12 protein-coding genes are annotated in these 15,624 nt (G+C 55.9%); all 12 read left to right on the forward strand.

Features of this window, described 5'->3' with window-relative positions:
• Positions 1–49: 49 nt before the first annotated feature.
• The 12 genes from VRZ32_RS01850 to gatA all read left to right on the forward strand — a co-directional run bounded on the left by VRZ32_RS01850 (position 50) and on the right by gatA (position 15,623).
• Positions 50–2,053, forward strand: coding sequence for a heme lyase CcmF/NrfE family subunit (locus VRZ32_RS01850; RefSeq protein WP_414523735.1), 2,004 nt, complete (start codon positions 50–52; stop codon positions 2,051–2,053).
• Between the two features lie 11 nt (positions 2,054–2,064).
• The gene (locus VRZ32_RS01855; RefSeq protein WP_414523736.1) at positions 2,065–2,526 is read left to right on the forward strand and encodes a cytochrome c-type biogenesis protein; all 462 of its coding nucleotides are present in this window, start codon (positions 2,065–2,067) and stop codon (positions 2,524–2,526) included.
• Positions 2,527–2,725: 199 nt separating this feature from the next.
• A complete protein-coding gene (locus tag VRZ32_RS01860; protein ID WP_414523737.1) occupies positions 2,726–4,249 on the forward strand; it encodes a Do family serine endopeptidase in 1,524 nt (507 codons plus the stop codon).
• Positions 4,250–4,391: 142 nt separating this feature from the next.
• Positions 4,392–5,075, forward strand: coding sequence for a response regulator transcription factor (locus tag VRZ32_RS01865; RefSeq protein ID WP_414525007.1), 684 nt, complete (start codon positions 4,392–4,394; stop codon positions 5,073–5,075).
• Positions 5,059–6,519 (forward strand): ATP-binding protein, encoded by a 1,461-nt coding sequence (locus VRZ32_RS01870; protein WP_414523738.1) that lies wholly within the window; start codon positions 5,059–5,061, stop codon positions 6,517–6,519. The genes VRZ32_RS01865 and VRZ32_RS01870 overlap by 17 nt, the downstream gene beginning before the upstream one ends.
• Positions 6,516–9,464 (forward strand): bifunctional [glutamine synthetase] adenylyltransferase/[glutamine synthetase]-adenylyl-L-tyrosine phosphorylase, encoded by a 2,949-nt coding sequence (locus VRZ32_RS01875; protein WP_414523739.1) that lies wholly within the window; start codon positions 6,516–6,518, stop codon positions 9,462–9,464. Before VRZ32_RS01870 ends, VRZ32_RS01875 begins: the two co-directional genes overlap by 4 nt.
• A gap of 163 nt (positions 9,465–9,627) precedes the next feature.
• Entirely contained in the window at positions 9,628–10,584 is a 957-nt protein-coding gene (locus VRZ32_RS01880) for an aspartate carbamoyltransferase catalytic subunit (RefSeq protein WP_414523740.1), read from the forward strand.
• A complete protein-coding gene (locus VRZ32_RS01885; RefSeq protein WP_414523741.1) occupies positions 10,581–11,888 on the forward strand; it encodes a dihydroorotase in 1,308 nt (435 codons plus the stop codon). The genes VRZ32_RS01880 and VRZ32_RS01885 overlap by 4 nt, the downstream gene beginning before the upstream one ends.
• A 13-nt stretch (positions 11,889–11,901) precedes the next feature.
• Complete coding sequence (gene plsY, locus VRZ32_RS01890) at positions 11,902–12,516, forward strand: glycerol-3-phosphate 1-O-acyltransferase PlsY (protein WP_414523742.1); 615 nt, start codon at positions 11,902–11,904, stop codon at positions 12,514–12,516.
• Positions 12,517–12,540: 24 nt separating this feature from the next.
• Positions 12,541–13,764 carry a DNA-processing protein DprA gene (gene dprA / locus VRZ32_RS01895; RefSeq protein WP_414525008.1) on the forward strand — a complete coding sequence of 408 codons (1,224 nt, stop codon included), beginning with the start codon at positions 12,541–12,543 and terminating at the stop codon, positions 13,762–13,764.
• A gap of 93 nt (positions 13,765–13,857) precedes the next feature.
• Positions 13,858–14,145, forward strand: a complete 288-nt coding sequence (gatC, locus tag VRZ32_RS01900) for an Asp-tRNA(Asn)/Glu-tRNA(Gln) amidotransferase subunit GatC (RefSeq protein ID WP_414523743.1) — start codon at positions 13,858–13,860, stop codon at positions 14,143–14,145.
• The gene (gatA, locus tag VRZ32_RS01905; RefSeq protein WP_414523744.1) at positions 14,145–15,623 is read left to right on the forward strand and encodes an Asp-tRNA(Asn)/Glu-tRNA(Gln) amidotransferase subunit GatA; all 1,479 of its coding nucleotides are present in this window, start codon (positions 14,145–14,147) and stop codon (positions 15,621–15,623) included. Before gatC ends, gatA begins: the two co-directional genes overlap by 1 nt.
• Position 15,624 lies beyond the last annotated feature (1 nt).

Here is a 15,624-nt window from a genome sequence, read left to right on the forward strand (position 1 = left end):
ATGCATGGCGATGAACGCTTTGCCCGGAAATGCCAGCGTTGAGGACTGAATGCTCGTCGAAATTGGACATTTTGCCCTGACGTTGGCGCTGGGATTATCTGTGGTGCAGTGCGTGCTGCCGCTATGGGGGGCGCGTGCACGGGATACTGCGCTTATGGCTATGGCTGTGCCGGCTGCGCTTGGCACCTTCGCAGGTATTGCGCTGGCATTCGCAATGCTCACCTATGCCTATGTCGTATCAGACTTCTCTGTGGTGAATGTTTTCGAGAATTCCCATTCAATGAAGCCGCTTATCTATAAGATCAGCGGTGTATGGGGCAATCATGAAGGCTCTATGCTGCTTTGGGTGCTTATTCTCACCTTGTTCGGTGCGATGGTTGCGCTTTCGCGCAAAAGCCTGCCAAACAGACTTAAAGCGCTCACGCTGTCTGTGCAGGCTTCGGTAACGATTGCATTTCTGCTGTTCATTCTGTTTACATCGAACCCGTTCGCACGACTTGATCCGGCACCTTTTGAGGGGCGTGATCTCAATCCATTATTGCAGGATATTGGCCTCGCGATTCATCCGCCACTGCTCTATCTGGGATATGTCGGGTTTTCGATCTCCTTCGCATTTGCCATTGCTGCGCTGATCGATGGGCGTATCGATGCAGTGTGGGCCCGTGCGGCGCGGCCATGGACGCTCACAGCCTGGGTTTTTCTGACGCTCGGTATTTCGATGGGGTCGTACTGGGCCTATTATGAGCTCGGATGGGGCGGCTGGTGGTTTTGGGATCCGGTTGAGAATGCTTCCTTCATGCCATGGCTCGCAGGCACAGCTTTGATCCATTCAACTGTTGTGATGGAAAAACGTGATGCACTTAAAGTCTGGACGATTCTTCTCGCCATTCTGACATTTTCCCTGTCTTTGATTGGCACATTTCTTGTGCGCTCAGGCGTGCTGACGTCCGTGCATGCATTTGCTGTCGATCCTGAGCGCGGTACGTTTATTCTCATCATTTTGATGTTCTTCATTGGTGGCTCGCTCTCCCTGTTTGCATGGCGCGCCCCGATGTTGCGGCAGGGTGGTATCTTTGCGCCGGTCTCGCGGGAAGGAGCATTGGTGCTCAACAACCTACTGCTATCAACTGCCTGCGCTACGGTTTTTATTGGCACGCTTTATCCGCTGGCATTGGAAGCGCTGACGACTGACAAGATCTCTGTCGGGCCGCCTTTTTTTGAGGCAACCTTCCTGCCAATCATGATCCCGCTGATTGCCATCATGCCGATTGGGCAGACGTTGGCATGGAAGCGCGGTAACTTGCTTGGCGCCGCACAGAGGCTGATGGCAGCATTCGCGCTTGCACTGGTTATATCGCTCATCGTGATTACGGTTACGCGTGGGGGGCCTGTGTTGGCTATACTTGGTGTAGGGCTTGGGTTCTTTGCGTTGTTTGGCTCCTTGTCCGAAATTGTAACCCGCTCCTGGACACACGGTATGCCGCTAGCGACAGCATGGCGACGGGCGAAAGGATTGCCGCGTTCAGCCTGGGGCACTGCTATTGCACATGCGGGAATGGGTGTGATTGTGCTTGGCATCACGGCAACGGCATGGGGCGTTGAGAATCTGGCGGTCGTCAAGCCGGGTGAGACAATGACAGTCGGCCCCTATAGCTTGCGGCTTGATGCGGTTACGCCACGTACGGCACATACCTATCGCGCGGATGTGGCACGCTTTTCGGTACTGAGTGGCGGCATTCCTGTTGGTGCATTGGAAGCTGAAAAGCGTATATACGCCACCCGTGGCATGGCAACGACAGAGGCAGGGCTGATGACACGCGGTCTCGGCCAGATTTATGTCGGGCTTGGGGAAGTTGATGAGACAGGCGGTATTGGCGTTCGCCTGTACTGGAAGCCATATGTTTTACTCATATGGATAGGCACATTAGTTACCGCGCTCGGGGGAGCATTATCACTTACCGACCGCAGATTACGCATCGGTGCACCGCAAAAGGCTAAAGCCAAAGCCCGCAAGGCATCTGATACGGATGTTGCGGTTGCGTCTGTGTCGTGAGGGGGATAGGCATGCGCATCATTGCTTTTATCGTTCTCCTCCTGGCATTGGCTTTGCCTGCATATGCCGTGCAGCCTGACGAGGTGCTGCCGGATGCTGTTATGGAGGGTCGCGCCCGTAACATATCGACGGGCCTGCGATGCCTTGTTTGTCAAAACGAATCTATTGACGATTCGGATGCGCCTTTGGCGCGTGATTTACGCATTCTGGTGCGTGACCGCCTCGAAGCCGGTGACAGCGATGAGGATGTTAAAGCTTTTATTGTTGAGCGCTATGGTGAGTTCGTTCTGCTGAAGCCGGTATTTGGCGTGCATACAGCCCTGTTGTGGCTTGGTCCGTTCATTGTCTTATTCTTGGGGGGCTGGGCGATTCTGCGCGGTTATCTGCGTCGAGAAACCAGTGAAGTAACCAGTTTGCGCCCGGAAGAAGAGGCGCGCCTCAACAAATTGTTGAATGGAGAGCACGACGCATAGCTTGCTACATTTGCCATGCGAGCAATACCCGGTCCGGTTATTTATGATCACCTCATATTACAAATTGTTCATTCGACGTTGATATCGCCGTAAGGGTCAGTCTTTCATATTGCATTTCGAAGGGGGCGGTGATCGCTTGTATCGTGTAGCGTTACGCAAGTGATCCCGGATCCCGATCCGATTTGCAGGAGAGAAGTATATGTCTGATCCCAAAGCTTCCAACACCACTTCAGTGCGCACCCGCAGCCGTTCGATGTTGCTTGGTGCTGTAGCACTCACGGCGCTGGCGGGAGCTGGAACGCTTGCTAACTTCACATTCGCTCCACCAACTGCTGCGCTCGCACAAAGCACCGCGACGTCTCCAGCCGCGCCTGTGGTTGTGCCTGGCCAGGCTTCGTTTGCTGATCTCGTAGACAAGGTGAAGCCGGCTGTTGTTTCTGTGCGCGTCAAGATTGCTGTTGAGGATGAAGAGAATCCGATGCTTCAGCAGTTCGGCATTCCGCCCGGCAGCCCGTTCGAGGAGTTTTTCCGCCGTTTTGGTCCGCCTGAACAGCGTCCGCAAGGTCGCCGGGGTGGTCCACGTCGCTTTGGTGAAGCGCAGGGCTCTGGCTTCTTCATCTCCGAAGATGGTTACATCGTAACCAACAACCACGTTGTCGAGAAAAGCACTGAGGTTGAAGTACGCACCGATGACGGTAAAACGCTGACCGCAAAGGTTATCGGCACTGATCCGCGGACGGATATTGCGTTGCTGAAGGTAAACGAGAAGGGGCCTTACCCATTCGTGCCCTTCGCCAAGAGCTTGCCTCGTGTTGGCGACTGGGTGCTTGCCGTGGGTAACCCGTTCGGGCTTGGTGGTTCGGTAACGGCGGGTATCGTGTCAGCGCGTGGCCGCGATATCGGTGCCGGTCCTTATGACGACTTTCTGCAGATTGATGCTTCCGTCAACAAGGGTAACTCCGGCGGGCCTGCATTTGATCTGGCCGGTAATGTCGTTGGCGTGAATACGGCAATTGCCTCGCCTTCAGGTGGCAGCGTAGGTATCGCGTTCGCCATTCCGGCTGAGACTGTGCAGAAGGTTGTTGGCGAGATCCGCGATCATGGCACCGTGCGCCGGGGCTTCCTTGGGGTGCAGATCCAGCCGGTGACGGAGGATATCGCATCAAGCCTTGGTCTGGCGAAAGCTGAAGGCGCCATCGTTGCCCGTGTTGAGGACGGCAGCCCTGCTGATAAGGCCGGTGTAAAGACGGGTGATGCCATCACGGCTGTGAATGGCAAGCCGGTGAAGGATGCGCGCGAACTCTCACGCGAAATCGCTGGCTTCAATCCGGATGCGAGCGTTGCACTTCAGGTGTGGCGTGAAGGCAAGGAGCGCACGATCGACGTGAAGCTCACTGCGCTCCCAGATGAAGGAAAGGGCGGTGATGCTGCTGGAACGAAGGACAGCAGCAGCCTTGGCCTGCGGCTTGCACCTGCCGCGAGCGTTGGTGGTGCTGGCAAAGAAGGTGTCGTCGTTGTCGGCGTTGAGCCCGATAGCGCTGCTGAAGAGCGCGGCTTCAAGACCGGTGACGTGATTATTGAAGTCTCCGGACAAAAAGTACAAACGCCCGGCGACGTGAGCAAGGCAGTTGCAGCTGTGCGTAAGGATGGCAAAAAGGCTGTGCTTTTCCGTGTTCAGGCGCAGGAAGGTACTCGGTTCGTCGCGCTGCCCATCGGTGAGTGATGTCAATTCCCCGGCCCGGATCATGATCCGGGCTGGTGAGATTTTGATATTTCCCCAGCAATTGTGATTGGCGGCTGCGTCTTGTCTGCAAAGGCTGACGTAGCCGCTTTTCTTTGGCAGACGGAAGGTTATTCTGATGCCTATGAGAATTCTTGTCATCGAAGACGATCTGGACGCGGCCAACTATGTCATCAAGGCATTGCGTGAGGCCGGCCATGTAGCGGACCATGCACCTGACGGGCTGGAGGGCTATGCGCTCGCTCGCGAGGGCGGATATGATGTGCTGGTGGTAGACCGCATGTTGCCCAAGCTCGACGGCCTATCGGTAATCCGCTCGCTGCGAGAGCAGAAGGTGGAGACGCCAGTACTGATTCTTTCAGCGCTTGGGCAGGTCGATGACCGGGTGAAGGGGTTACGGGCTGGTGGTGATGATTATCTTGCCAAGCCTTATGCATTTTCCGAACTATTGGCGCGCGTTGAAGCGTTGGCGCGGCGGCGGGTTGGCTCTGCCGGTGAGGCCACCGTCTATCGCGTTGCGGATCTTGAGCTTGATCGTTTATCGCATAATGTTACCCGTGCGGGCGAGGAAATCACGCTACAGCCACGTGAATTTCGCCTGCTTGAATATCTGATGCGCAATGCGGGGCAGGTAGTCACGCGCACCATGTTGCTGGAAAACGTTTGGGATTATCACTTTGATCCGCAAACAAACGTGATCGACGTGCATGTATCGCGCTTGCGCTCCAAAATTGACAAGGGGCATGCGACAGCGCTGATCCATACGGTTCGTGGTGCGGGGTATATGGTTCGTGACAGCGCTCGGTAAGTTACTGCGCACGACAGCTTTCAAGTTGTCGGCTCTCTATCTGTTGCTGTTCATGCTCTTTGCCGGTTTTATCATCGGCTATGTGGCATGGAACACCCGGCAGGTGATCGACAGTCAGATCCGCGATACCATTGCTGCTGAAATACGGGGATTGGCTGAGCAATATCGTATAGGCGGTATAAGGCGGTTGGTGAATATCATCGACCGACGCACGCGCGAACCCGGTGCTTCGCTTTATCTGGTCTCGACATTTTCAGGGCAATTTCTGACAGGCAATGTCGATTCAGTGCCATTGGAGATTCTGGATAGTCCCGGCGTGCATGAGACCTTCTATAGCCCTGATGATGGAACTGAGGCCCAAACGCGTGCTGCGATGGTGCATGTGTTTATGCTGCCTGGCGGTTTTCGCATGCTAGTGGGACGCGATCTTGCCGAGCGCGAGCGGCTTAGTCAGGTAATTCGTGAGGCTTTGTTTCTCTCGCTGGGGCTTGTCACCGTACTGGCATGCATCGGGGGCTGGTTCATCATGAGCCGCGTGCTGAAACGCGTTGATGCGATGACCGAGACAACCCGCACCATCATGGCGGGTAATCTGGGGGGCAGGCTGGCGGTTGCGGGCAATGGCGATGAGCTGGATCGGCTGGCGCTTAATCTTAATGCCATGCTTGATCGCATCGGTGAGTTGATGGCCGGTATGCAGGAGGTGTCGGACAATATCGCGCATGATTTGAAAACGCCTCTGACACGTTTGCGTAACCGCGCCGAAGAGGCGCTGCGCACAGCAAAGACATCTGACGAATATGCGCGCGCCCTAGAGGGCACGATTGAGGAATCGGACAATCTCATTCGGGTGTTTAACGCGCTACTGACCATTGCGCGGCTTGAAGCAGGGAATGCGCCTTCCGATCCCGCATTGTTTGATATTGCCGATACAGCGCGCTCAGTCGCAGAGCTTTATGAAGCTGTGGCGGATGAGGCGCAGACGCCTGTCGATGTTGATATCGCGGATGATCTGACAATGCAGATAAATGGCAACCGTGAGCTTGTCGGGCAGGCGCTTGCCAATTTACTCGATAACGCCTTGAAATACGGCACGCCTGAAGAAGGCCAGAATGCACGGATATCGATAAGTGCACGCCGTGAGCGGGATGCAAACGGACGCGAGATGGCAGTGATCAGCGTGGCAGATCATGGACCAGGCATTCCCGAACATGAACGTGCCCGCGCATTGGAGCGCTTTGCACGGCTGGAATCCTCGCGCACAAAACCTGGGTTTGGTTTAGGGTTGGCCCTTGTTGCTGCTGTGGCGCGTATGCATGATGGCACACTGCAACTTGCAGATAACGCCCCGGGTTTAAGAGTGACACTCGCTCTGCCTATCGCGGCCAATACTGAGCCGCACGAGCAAAAAACCGAACCACAGGCAACGGAGCCATTGTCGTGACGCATCCAGCCGCGCATGCGAGCGCAAGTCCCCTGATCGAGCGCATTATCCGCGCGCCGGTTCTTGCACGTCCCGCTGATGCGCAGCTTGCGCTTGCTGAAATTCCTGATGCCGGGCAATGGCCAGTTATCGTTCAGACTTTGATTGCCAGCCTGGCTGAGCATTCGCCATTTTTGTGGCGGCTGGCGCTGGGCAATCCGCAGAGGCTTTCCGGATTGTTGGCAGCAAGTCCTGAGGAAGTCAGGTCTCGCATTCTCGCCGACGTTGCGAATGCACGGCGGGAGGCGGATACAGATGCGCTCATGCGGCAGCTGCGCCAAGCCAGGGCTGAGCATGCGCTGCTGGTTGCGTTGGCCGATCTTGGGGGCGTATGGGATCTTGAGGCTGTCATCTATTCGCTGTCTGCATTTGCGGATGCTGCGGTTGGCAGTGCCATTCGCTTCCTGCTCAAGCAGGCTAAGGATTCAGGGCGTTTCACGCCGCCTGATCCAGATGATATCGAAGCAGGTTCTGGTCTTGTAACCCTCGCGCTTGGCAAACATGGTGCGGGTGAGCTCAACTATTCAAGCGATATCGATATCGTGCTGTTCTACGATCCTGATGCACCTGTATCGGGCCGCGCTGAACCGCCCGCGTTCTTTGTGAAACTGGCGCGCGATCTCGTTAAACTGCTGCAAGAGCGGACGGCGGATGGCTATGTGTTCCGCGTGGATTTACGCTTGCGCCCTGATCCGGGGTCGACCGCGCCGGCCGTATCGCTACCCACAGCCTTTTCGTATTATGAAACCGTTGGGCAAAATTGGGAGCGTGCGGCCTTTATCAAGGCGCGCCCCATTGCGGGTGATTTTGTACTCGGCGAGCAGTTTCTCCAAGAGCTGAGGCCGTTTATCTGGCGCAAGTACTTTGATTTCGCCACCATTGCCGACATCCATGCCATGAAGCGGCAGATCCATGCTGTGCGTGGTCATAATGAGATTGCGGTGGCAGGGCATGATATCAAGCTTGGGCGTGGCGGTATTCGAGAGATAGAATTTTTCGTTCAAACGCAGCAGCTTGTATTTGGCGGTAGACGTCCCGCGTTAAGAGGCAGGCGCACGCTTGATATGTTGAAGGCGCTGGTCGAGGATGGTTGGATCACCGATAAAGCCCGCGATGAACTGACTGCGGCTTACATCTTCCTGCGCACAATCGAGCATCGCTTGCAGATGGTTGCAGATGAGCAAACACAGCGTTTGCCAACTGAAACGGATGCCTTGGAAGGCTTTGCGCGCTTCTGCGGTTTCGCTTCATTAAGTGAGTTCGCTGCCGAGCTGACGCGCCAGGCGCGTATCGTGCAGGAGCACTACGCGCTGCTTTTTGAAGACGGGCCTGAGCTTGCGGCAGAGGCAGGCAACCTTGTCTTTACCGGTACGGAAGACGATCCGGAAACATTACAGACATTGCAGCGCCTTGGTTTCCGGGAGCCGGAGAAGGTTACGGAAACTGTGCGAGGCTGGCACTTTGGGCGTCGTAAGGCTGTAACGAGTGCCAGAGCACGCGAGGTGCTTACCGAAATTACACCAGCGCTTCTGACCGCACTCGGCCGCACCGCTGCACCTGACACCGCGCTGGCAGCGCTTGATGAAGCGTTTGGGCGCATTCCGGCGGTTGTTGAACTGCTATCAATATTACGTTCAAACGATAGGCTGCTGGCGTTATTCGCCGATCTGCTTGGTTCGGCGCCACGGTTGACAGATGTGGTCGCGCAAAGTCCGCATGTGCTTGATGCGGTGATTGATCCAGCGTTCTTCTCGGCTTCCGTTGATGCACAAACCGTTAGTGAGCGGGTACGTGCATTGGTTGCGCATGCGGGGGCCACAGAGGGGGCTTTTGAGGAGTTTCTTGATAGAGCGCGCGATGCGGCTCGACAAGAAACATTCCTTACCGGTGCACGCCTGATTTCCGGCATCATCCCCCCCGAACGCGCCGGTGAAGCCTATGCAGCTGTTGCGGAATCGCTGGTTGATGTCACGCTTGATAAAGTGCGTGAGGCTTTTGCGGTTGATCATGGGCTTGTGCCTGGCAGCCGTATGGTAGTGTTGGGCTTTGGCCGCCTCGGTGCACGCGAGATGACGGCATCATCAGATCTCGATCTTGTTGTGCTCTATGATTTCGATCCGGAGCAGGGCCAGAGCGATGGTGCGCGTCCGCTTGACGCGGTCGTCTATCACGCCCGTCTCACGCAGCGCCTTGTCAGTGCTCTTACGGTTCCGACGCGTCGGGGGCGGCTTTATGAGGTCGATATGCGCCTGCGCCCTTCAGGTGGCCAAGGGCCGGTGGCATCGCAGTTTCGCGGCTTTCCGGATTATTACGCTAACAATGCTGAGACTTGGGAGCATATGGCGCTGACCCGTGCGCGCGTTGTTGCGGGGGATGCAAGTCTTGCCAATGATGTAACCGCTGCTATCCGCAAGGTATTGCGTCAAAAGCGCGATCGTGGTGCGCTAGCGACTGCCGTGCGTGATATGCGGGCGCTGATTGCTTCCGAAAAGGGCGAGGCTGATGTCTGGGACATGAAGCTCGCCAGGGGTGGATTATTCGATCTCGAATTCCTCGCGCAATATCTTGTGCTTGCCCATGCTGCTGATCACCCTGAGTTAACGGCAGATGTTGGAACCGCACGGGTGTTCGATGTTGCAGGCGAGCTGGGTCTGCTCACACCGGAAACGGCGGAAACACTACGTGCCGGGTATCGGCTGCTATCAGATGTGTTTCAGTGGCAGCGACTCACAGTGGAGGGTGCGTTTGATCCTGATAAAGTCGCTGCGCCAGTGATTACCCGCATTGCCGGAGCCGTTGGGCTGCCAGATGGCAAAGTGTTGGCGCTGCATCTTGATGAGACACGCGCGCAGGTGCGGGCTGTTTTCGATGCTTTATTGGGCGGTAATACGGGCGAGAAAAATTGAATGTAGACTAAGTTATTGTGAAATAGGAAATAAATCATTATTTGGCGCGTTATCATCGCAATGCGCCTTTGCGTGATCCCCGAAAAAGTGCAGATTGCGTATATTGCGCGTCACAGTGGCAATTTTCAACGCCGTCAGAATGCTCTATAGGGGTGGTTTCAGAATGACCGAGCATCACACCCCCTTATTTCCCCATCGCCACCTGCTTGGCATTGAGGGACTATCACGCCTTGATATCGAGGCGCTCCTTGGGCTGGCCGATAAGGCTGTCGAGGTGAGCCGTCAGGTGGAAAAAAAGCGTACGACCCTGCGTGGCCGTACCCAGATCAATCTGTTTTTCGAGCCCTCCACCCGAACCCAGTCATCGTTTGAGCTGGCCGGGAAGCGCCTTGGTGCGGATGTCATGAATATGTCGGTGGCCTCTTCTTCAGTGAAGAAGGGGGAAACGCTGATCGATACCGCCATGACGCTGAATGCCATGCGGCCCGATATCATCGTGGTGCGCCATCATGCAGCGGGTGCGGTGCATTTGCTTGCGCGCAAGGTGGATTGCTCGGTGATCAATGCGGGTGATGGTGCGCATGAGCACCCCACGCAGGCATTGCTTGATGCGCTCACCATTCGCCGCAACAAGGGCCGCATTGAAGGGCTGGTCGTTGCGATCTGTGGCGACGTGCTGCATTCGCGGGTTGCACGCTCGAACATCATTCTGTTGCAAGCGCTGGGGGCACGGGTACGGTGTGTGGGGCCTTCCACGCTATTGCCAACGGGCATCGAGCAATTCGGCATCGAGACCTTTACCGATATGAGGAAGGGTCTTGAAGACGCTGATATCGTGATGACACTGCGTTTGCAGCGTGAGCGGATGAATGGCTCCTTTGTGCCCTCGGTGAAGGAGTATTTCCGGTTTTATGGTCTTGATGAGGAAAAGCTTGGTTATGCCAAGCCTGATGCACTGGTGATGCATCCGGGACCAATGAACCGCGGCGTTGAGATTTCATCGAGCGTGGCTGATGGTGCGCAATCGCTTATTCGCGAGCAGGTTGAAATGGGTGTAGCTGTACGCATGGCGGTACTTGAAGCGCTGGCGCAGCATCTGCCGACCGGGGGGCAAAAATGAACGCGTTTTCTCCTCCCCAGCTGTTTTACAATGCGCGCATTGTCGATCCGGCTTCAGGGCGTGATCAGCATGGCGGCGTGCTGGTGCGCGCGGGGCTCATTATTGATGTTGGTCCGCATGTTATCGCTGGGAGCGGACCAGAGGGCACGCTGGAAACCGATTGTAAAGGCCACGCGCTTGCACCCGGTCTCGTAGATCTGCGTGCCTTCATTGGCGAGCCGGGCGCAGAGCACCGTGAGACGCTCAAAACCGCCAGTGAGGCTGCTGCAGCTGGTGGCGTCACGACGATTGTCTGCATGCCGGAAACCAATCCACCGATTGACGAGCCTGCTATTGTGGACTTCGTGCTGCGGCGTGCGCGCGATACTGCGATCGTCCATGTACATCCGGCAGCGGCATTGACGAAGGATCTCGCGGGGCGGGAACTCACAGAGATCGGCTTATTGCAAGAAGCGGGTGCTGTGGCGTTTACCGATGGCATGCGCTCTGTGACTAACGCACAGGTGATGAGACGCGCGCTGACTTACGCCCGGGATTTTGATGCGCTGATCATTAATCATGTTGAAGACCCCGACCTTGTTGGGCAAGGCGTAATGAACGAGGGCGCGCGGGCGAGCCTTCTCGGGCTGCATGGCATTCCGCGTGAGGCGGAGACCATCATGCTTGAGCGTGATATTCGCCTCGCCCGTCTTACAGGGGCACGGTATCACGCTGCGATGATTTCTTGCGCGGATTCGGTGGAGATTGTGCGCCGCGCCAAGGAAAGCGGATTGCCGGTTACTTGTGGCGTATCGATCAATAATCTCACTCTGAATGAGATCGATATTGGCGATTACCGCACGTTTATGCGGCTCTCTCCGCCACTGCGGAATGAGGATGACCGTCAGGCCGTTATTGAGGCGCTTGCAGACGGGGTGATTGATGTTATCGTTTCCGATCACAATCCACAGGATGTCGAGACCAAGCGCCAACCGTTTGCTGAAGCAGCTAATGGTGCATTGGGGTTGGAGACGATGTTATCAGCCGGGCTTCGTCTGGTAGAGGCCGAGCAGGTGACATTGCCGCGTTTGCTCAATGCGCTGTCATCGCGACCAGCTGGGTTGATTGGCTTGCCGGGCGGCCATCTTGCGGCGGGAAAACCGGCTGATATCATCATCCTTGATATTGATTTCCCTTATGTCGTGGACAAAGTGAAGCTGCACTCGAGAAGCAAGAACTCGCCTTTTGATGAGGCGCGCCTTTCTGGCCGCGTGCTAAAAACCTTTATCGCGGGTCGCCTCGTTTACGAATACAACGAACAATAAAACGGAAAATAAAATGGAATCGGTGCTTGCGCAGTTTTGGCCCCATGGCTTGCTGGCGTTGATGTTTGGCTACCTGCTTGGCTCAATTCCCTTCGGCTTATTGCTCACACGCTTTGCGGGCTTGGGCGATATTCGCGCTGTAGGCTCAGGCAATATCGGTGCTACCAATGTGCTGCGCACCGGCAATAAGGCGCTGGCAGTGGCAACGCTTTTAGGCGATATGCTGAAGGGAACTGTCGCAGTTATGGTTGCTGAGGCCTATGCGGGCACCGATCTGGCGCTTTGTGCGGCGCTTGGGGCGTTTCTGGGCCATCTTTTTCCCGTGTGGCTTAAGTTTAAGGGCGGCAAAGGCGTTGCCACTTATATTGGGTGCCTTATTGGTCTTGCACCTGTGGCTGCCGCAGCATTTGCTGCCATTTGGCTGATGACTGCCATTCTCTATCGTTATTCTTCTTTGGCCGCCCTTGTTGCCAGTGCAGCAACGCCTGTTGTTCTTTGGCAGATAGGTCAAGGCAAGGTTGGAATGCTTTATTGTATTTTGAGCGCACTGTTATGGTTTATGCATCGCGGAAATATTGCCCGTCTTGTAGCTAAAACAGAACCGCGCATTGGCAGAAAGAATACATAGCAGGGCAAATAAATGGCAGCGGGTGTGAAGCTTGATGACGCGCAACGGCTTAATTGGCTTCGTTTAATCCGATCTGACAATGTTGGACCCCGCACCTTCCGCACACTCATCGCCCGATTTGGCACGGCATCTGCTGCGCTGGAGGCTTTGCCTGAACTTTCGCGAAAAAGCGGTCGTGTGATCAGGATCGCAACCCTGGAGGAGGTGGAGCGCGAGCTTGCCGCTGCACATAAGCTGGGTGTGCGCTTTATCGCTCTTGGTGAGCCGGATTATCCTGTTGCTTTGCGCAGTATTGATTCTGCACCGCCTGTTTTGGCCATTCGTGGCGATGCTTCGGTGTTCAGCAAGCCCATGGTTTCAATTGTTGGCTCGCGCAACGCTTCAGCCAATGGTCAGACCTTTACCGAAAGAATGGCACGAGGATTAGGCGAGGCAGGTTTTATCGTTGTTTCAGGGCTTGCACGGGGGATTGATTCCCGTGCCCATGCGGCGAGTCTGATGACCGGTACGATTGCTGTTCTTGCGGGTGGCCATGACAAGATCTATCCGCCGGAGAATGAGCCTCTATTGATGCAGATCATCAATCGTGGGGCTGTCATTTGCGAAATGCCGATGGGGTGGACAGCAAGAGGGCGCGATTTCCCCCGCCGCAATCGTATTGTCTCGGGCTTGTCACTGGGCACTCTCGTGGTGGAGGCCGCGCGCAAGTCAGGTTCTTTGATTACGGCTCGATTTGCTATGGAACAGGGGCGTGAAGTGTTTGCCGTTCCAGGTTCTCCACTGGATCCGCGCGCGAATGGTCCCAATGATCTCATTCGCGATGGCGCCAGTTTATGCACGTGTGTTGAAGATGTGGTTACAGCACTTGCACCTTTGATCGAGCAGGGGCCGGCTCAAAAATCGCTCTTTGATGCCGATGACATGAACGAGGTAGGTGAGCCCTTATGGGATGAGTTTGATTGGCCCGATATTGAACCGGCACCCGTAGCCCATCGTGCGGCTTATGATCCCGGGCTTTATGATAGTGCCACCGCTTCCTACAATGAACGCAGCCAGTTTCCCGCGCAGATGGAAGAGGGTGCCCGTATCATCATAGAACTGCTTGGTGCGGCGCCTGTTGATGTGGATGAGCTTGTGCGTAACTCCGGTCTATCAGTACGAGTGGTGCATTTGGCGCTGCTCGATCTGGAATTGGCGGGGAAAATTGCTCGTCATCCCGGCAATCTTGTTTCACTACTGGCCACATGAGCCGATATGCACCTTGCGATTGGCCGCGTGAGGATGCTATAGCCGGAAACTTGTAACAACGAAGCCCGACACGAACGAGAGTGACCGGATTCCATGGCCGTTGACGAAAAAACCGTCCGCCGCATCGCGCATCTTGCGCGCATCAAAGTGACAGACGAAGAAGTGCCGCATTTGCACAACGAACTGAACGCGATCCTTAGCTTCGTTGCTCAGCTCGATGAGGTGGATGTGAGCAACGTTGAGCCAATGACATCGGTGCTGCCGATGGCCCTGCGCCAACGCGAGGATGTGGTGACCGATGGCGGCTATGCCAAGGTTATCGTGGCGAATGCGCCGCAATTCGAAGACAATTATTTTGTGGTTCCGAAGGTGGTGGAATAATGACCGATCTGACGCAGCTCACCCTCGCGCAGGCGCGCGATGGCCTCAACGCGCGCCAGTTCTCCGCCATCGAACTGACGACAGCGCACCTTGATGCAATCGATTCAGCTGAAGCGCTGAATGCTTACGTGCTGAAGACGCCTGAGAAGGCGCTTGAAGGCGCAAAGGCTAGCGATGCACGCATTGCAGCCGGTGAGGCTGGCCCGCTAGAAGGTATTCCGCTTGGCGTGAAGGATCTCTTCGCGACGGAAGGTGTGCGCACGACTGCGTGCTCGCGCATTCTGGAAAACTTTGTGCCTTCATACGAATCAACCGTTACGGCACAGCTGTGGCGCGATGGTGCGGTAATGCTTGGCAAGCTCAATAATGATGAGTTTGCGATGGGTTCATCGAACGAAACCTCGTTCTTTGGGCCGGTCGTGAATCCATGGCGTCGTGCTGGTTCCGACACCGCGCTGACCCCTGGTGGTTCTTCTGGTGGTTCTTCGGCAGCCGTGGCGGCTGGTTTGTGCCTTGGCGCGACTGCAACTGACACGGGCGGCTCTATCCGCCAGCCGGCAGCCTTCACCGGCACGGTAGGGATGAAGCCAACCTATGGGCGTTGCTCGCGTTGGGGCACGGTGGCGTTTGCTTCATCGCTTGATCAGGCGGGGCCGATCACCCGCACGGTGCGTGATTCGGCTATCATGTTGCGGTCCATGGCTGGCTTCGATCCTAAGGATTCGACCTCGGTTGATCGCGCTGTGCCTGATTATGAAGCGGCTATCGGTCGCTCACTTAAAGGCCTGAAGATCGGTATTCCGAAAGAGTACCGGCTTGATGGTCTTTCAGCTGAGATCGATGCGCTCTGGCAGCGTGGTGCGGACTGGTTGCGTGATGCGGGTGCTGAGGTGGTTGAGGTGTCGCTGCCGCACACGTCATATGCACTGGCAGTTTACTATATCGTTGCGCCTGCTGAAGCCTCATCGAACCTCGCCCGCTATGATGGCGTGCGCTATGGCTTACGCGTGCCGGGCAAGGATATCGCTGATCTCTATGAGAACACGCGTGCTGCCGGTTTCGGACGTGAGGTGAAGCGGCGCATCCTGATTGGCACTTACGTGCTTTCAGCGGGCTATTATGACGCCTACTACGTCAAGGCGCAGAAAATACGCACCTTGATCCGGCAGGACTTCGAAAACGTCTACGCTTCTGGTGTTGATGCTATCCTCACCCCTGCCACTCCCACCGCCGCTTTTGGTGTAGGTGAGAAGGCAAATACATCGCCGATCGAGATGTATCTCAATGACGTATTCACCGTAACTGTGAACATGGCAGGTTTGCCAGGGCTTGCAGTGCCTGCGGGCTTGAGCGCTGAAGGCTTGCCACTTGGTCTGCAGCTGGTCGGTCGTCCTTTTGATGAAGAGACGTTGTTCGCTGTTGGTGAAGTGATTGAGCAGGCCGCTGGGCGCTTAACAGCGCCGAAGTGGTGGAAGTAAG

The sequence above is a fragment of the Pseudochelatococcus sp. G4_1912 genome (assembly GCF_047501465.1).
Taxonomy (GTDB): Bacteria; Pseudomonadota; Alphaproteobacteria; order Rhizobiales; family Beijerinckiaceae; genus Pseudochelatococcus.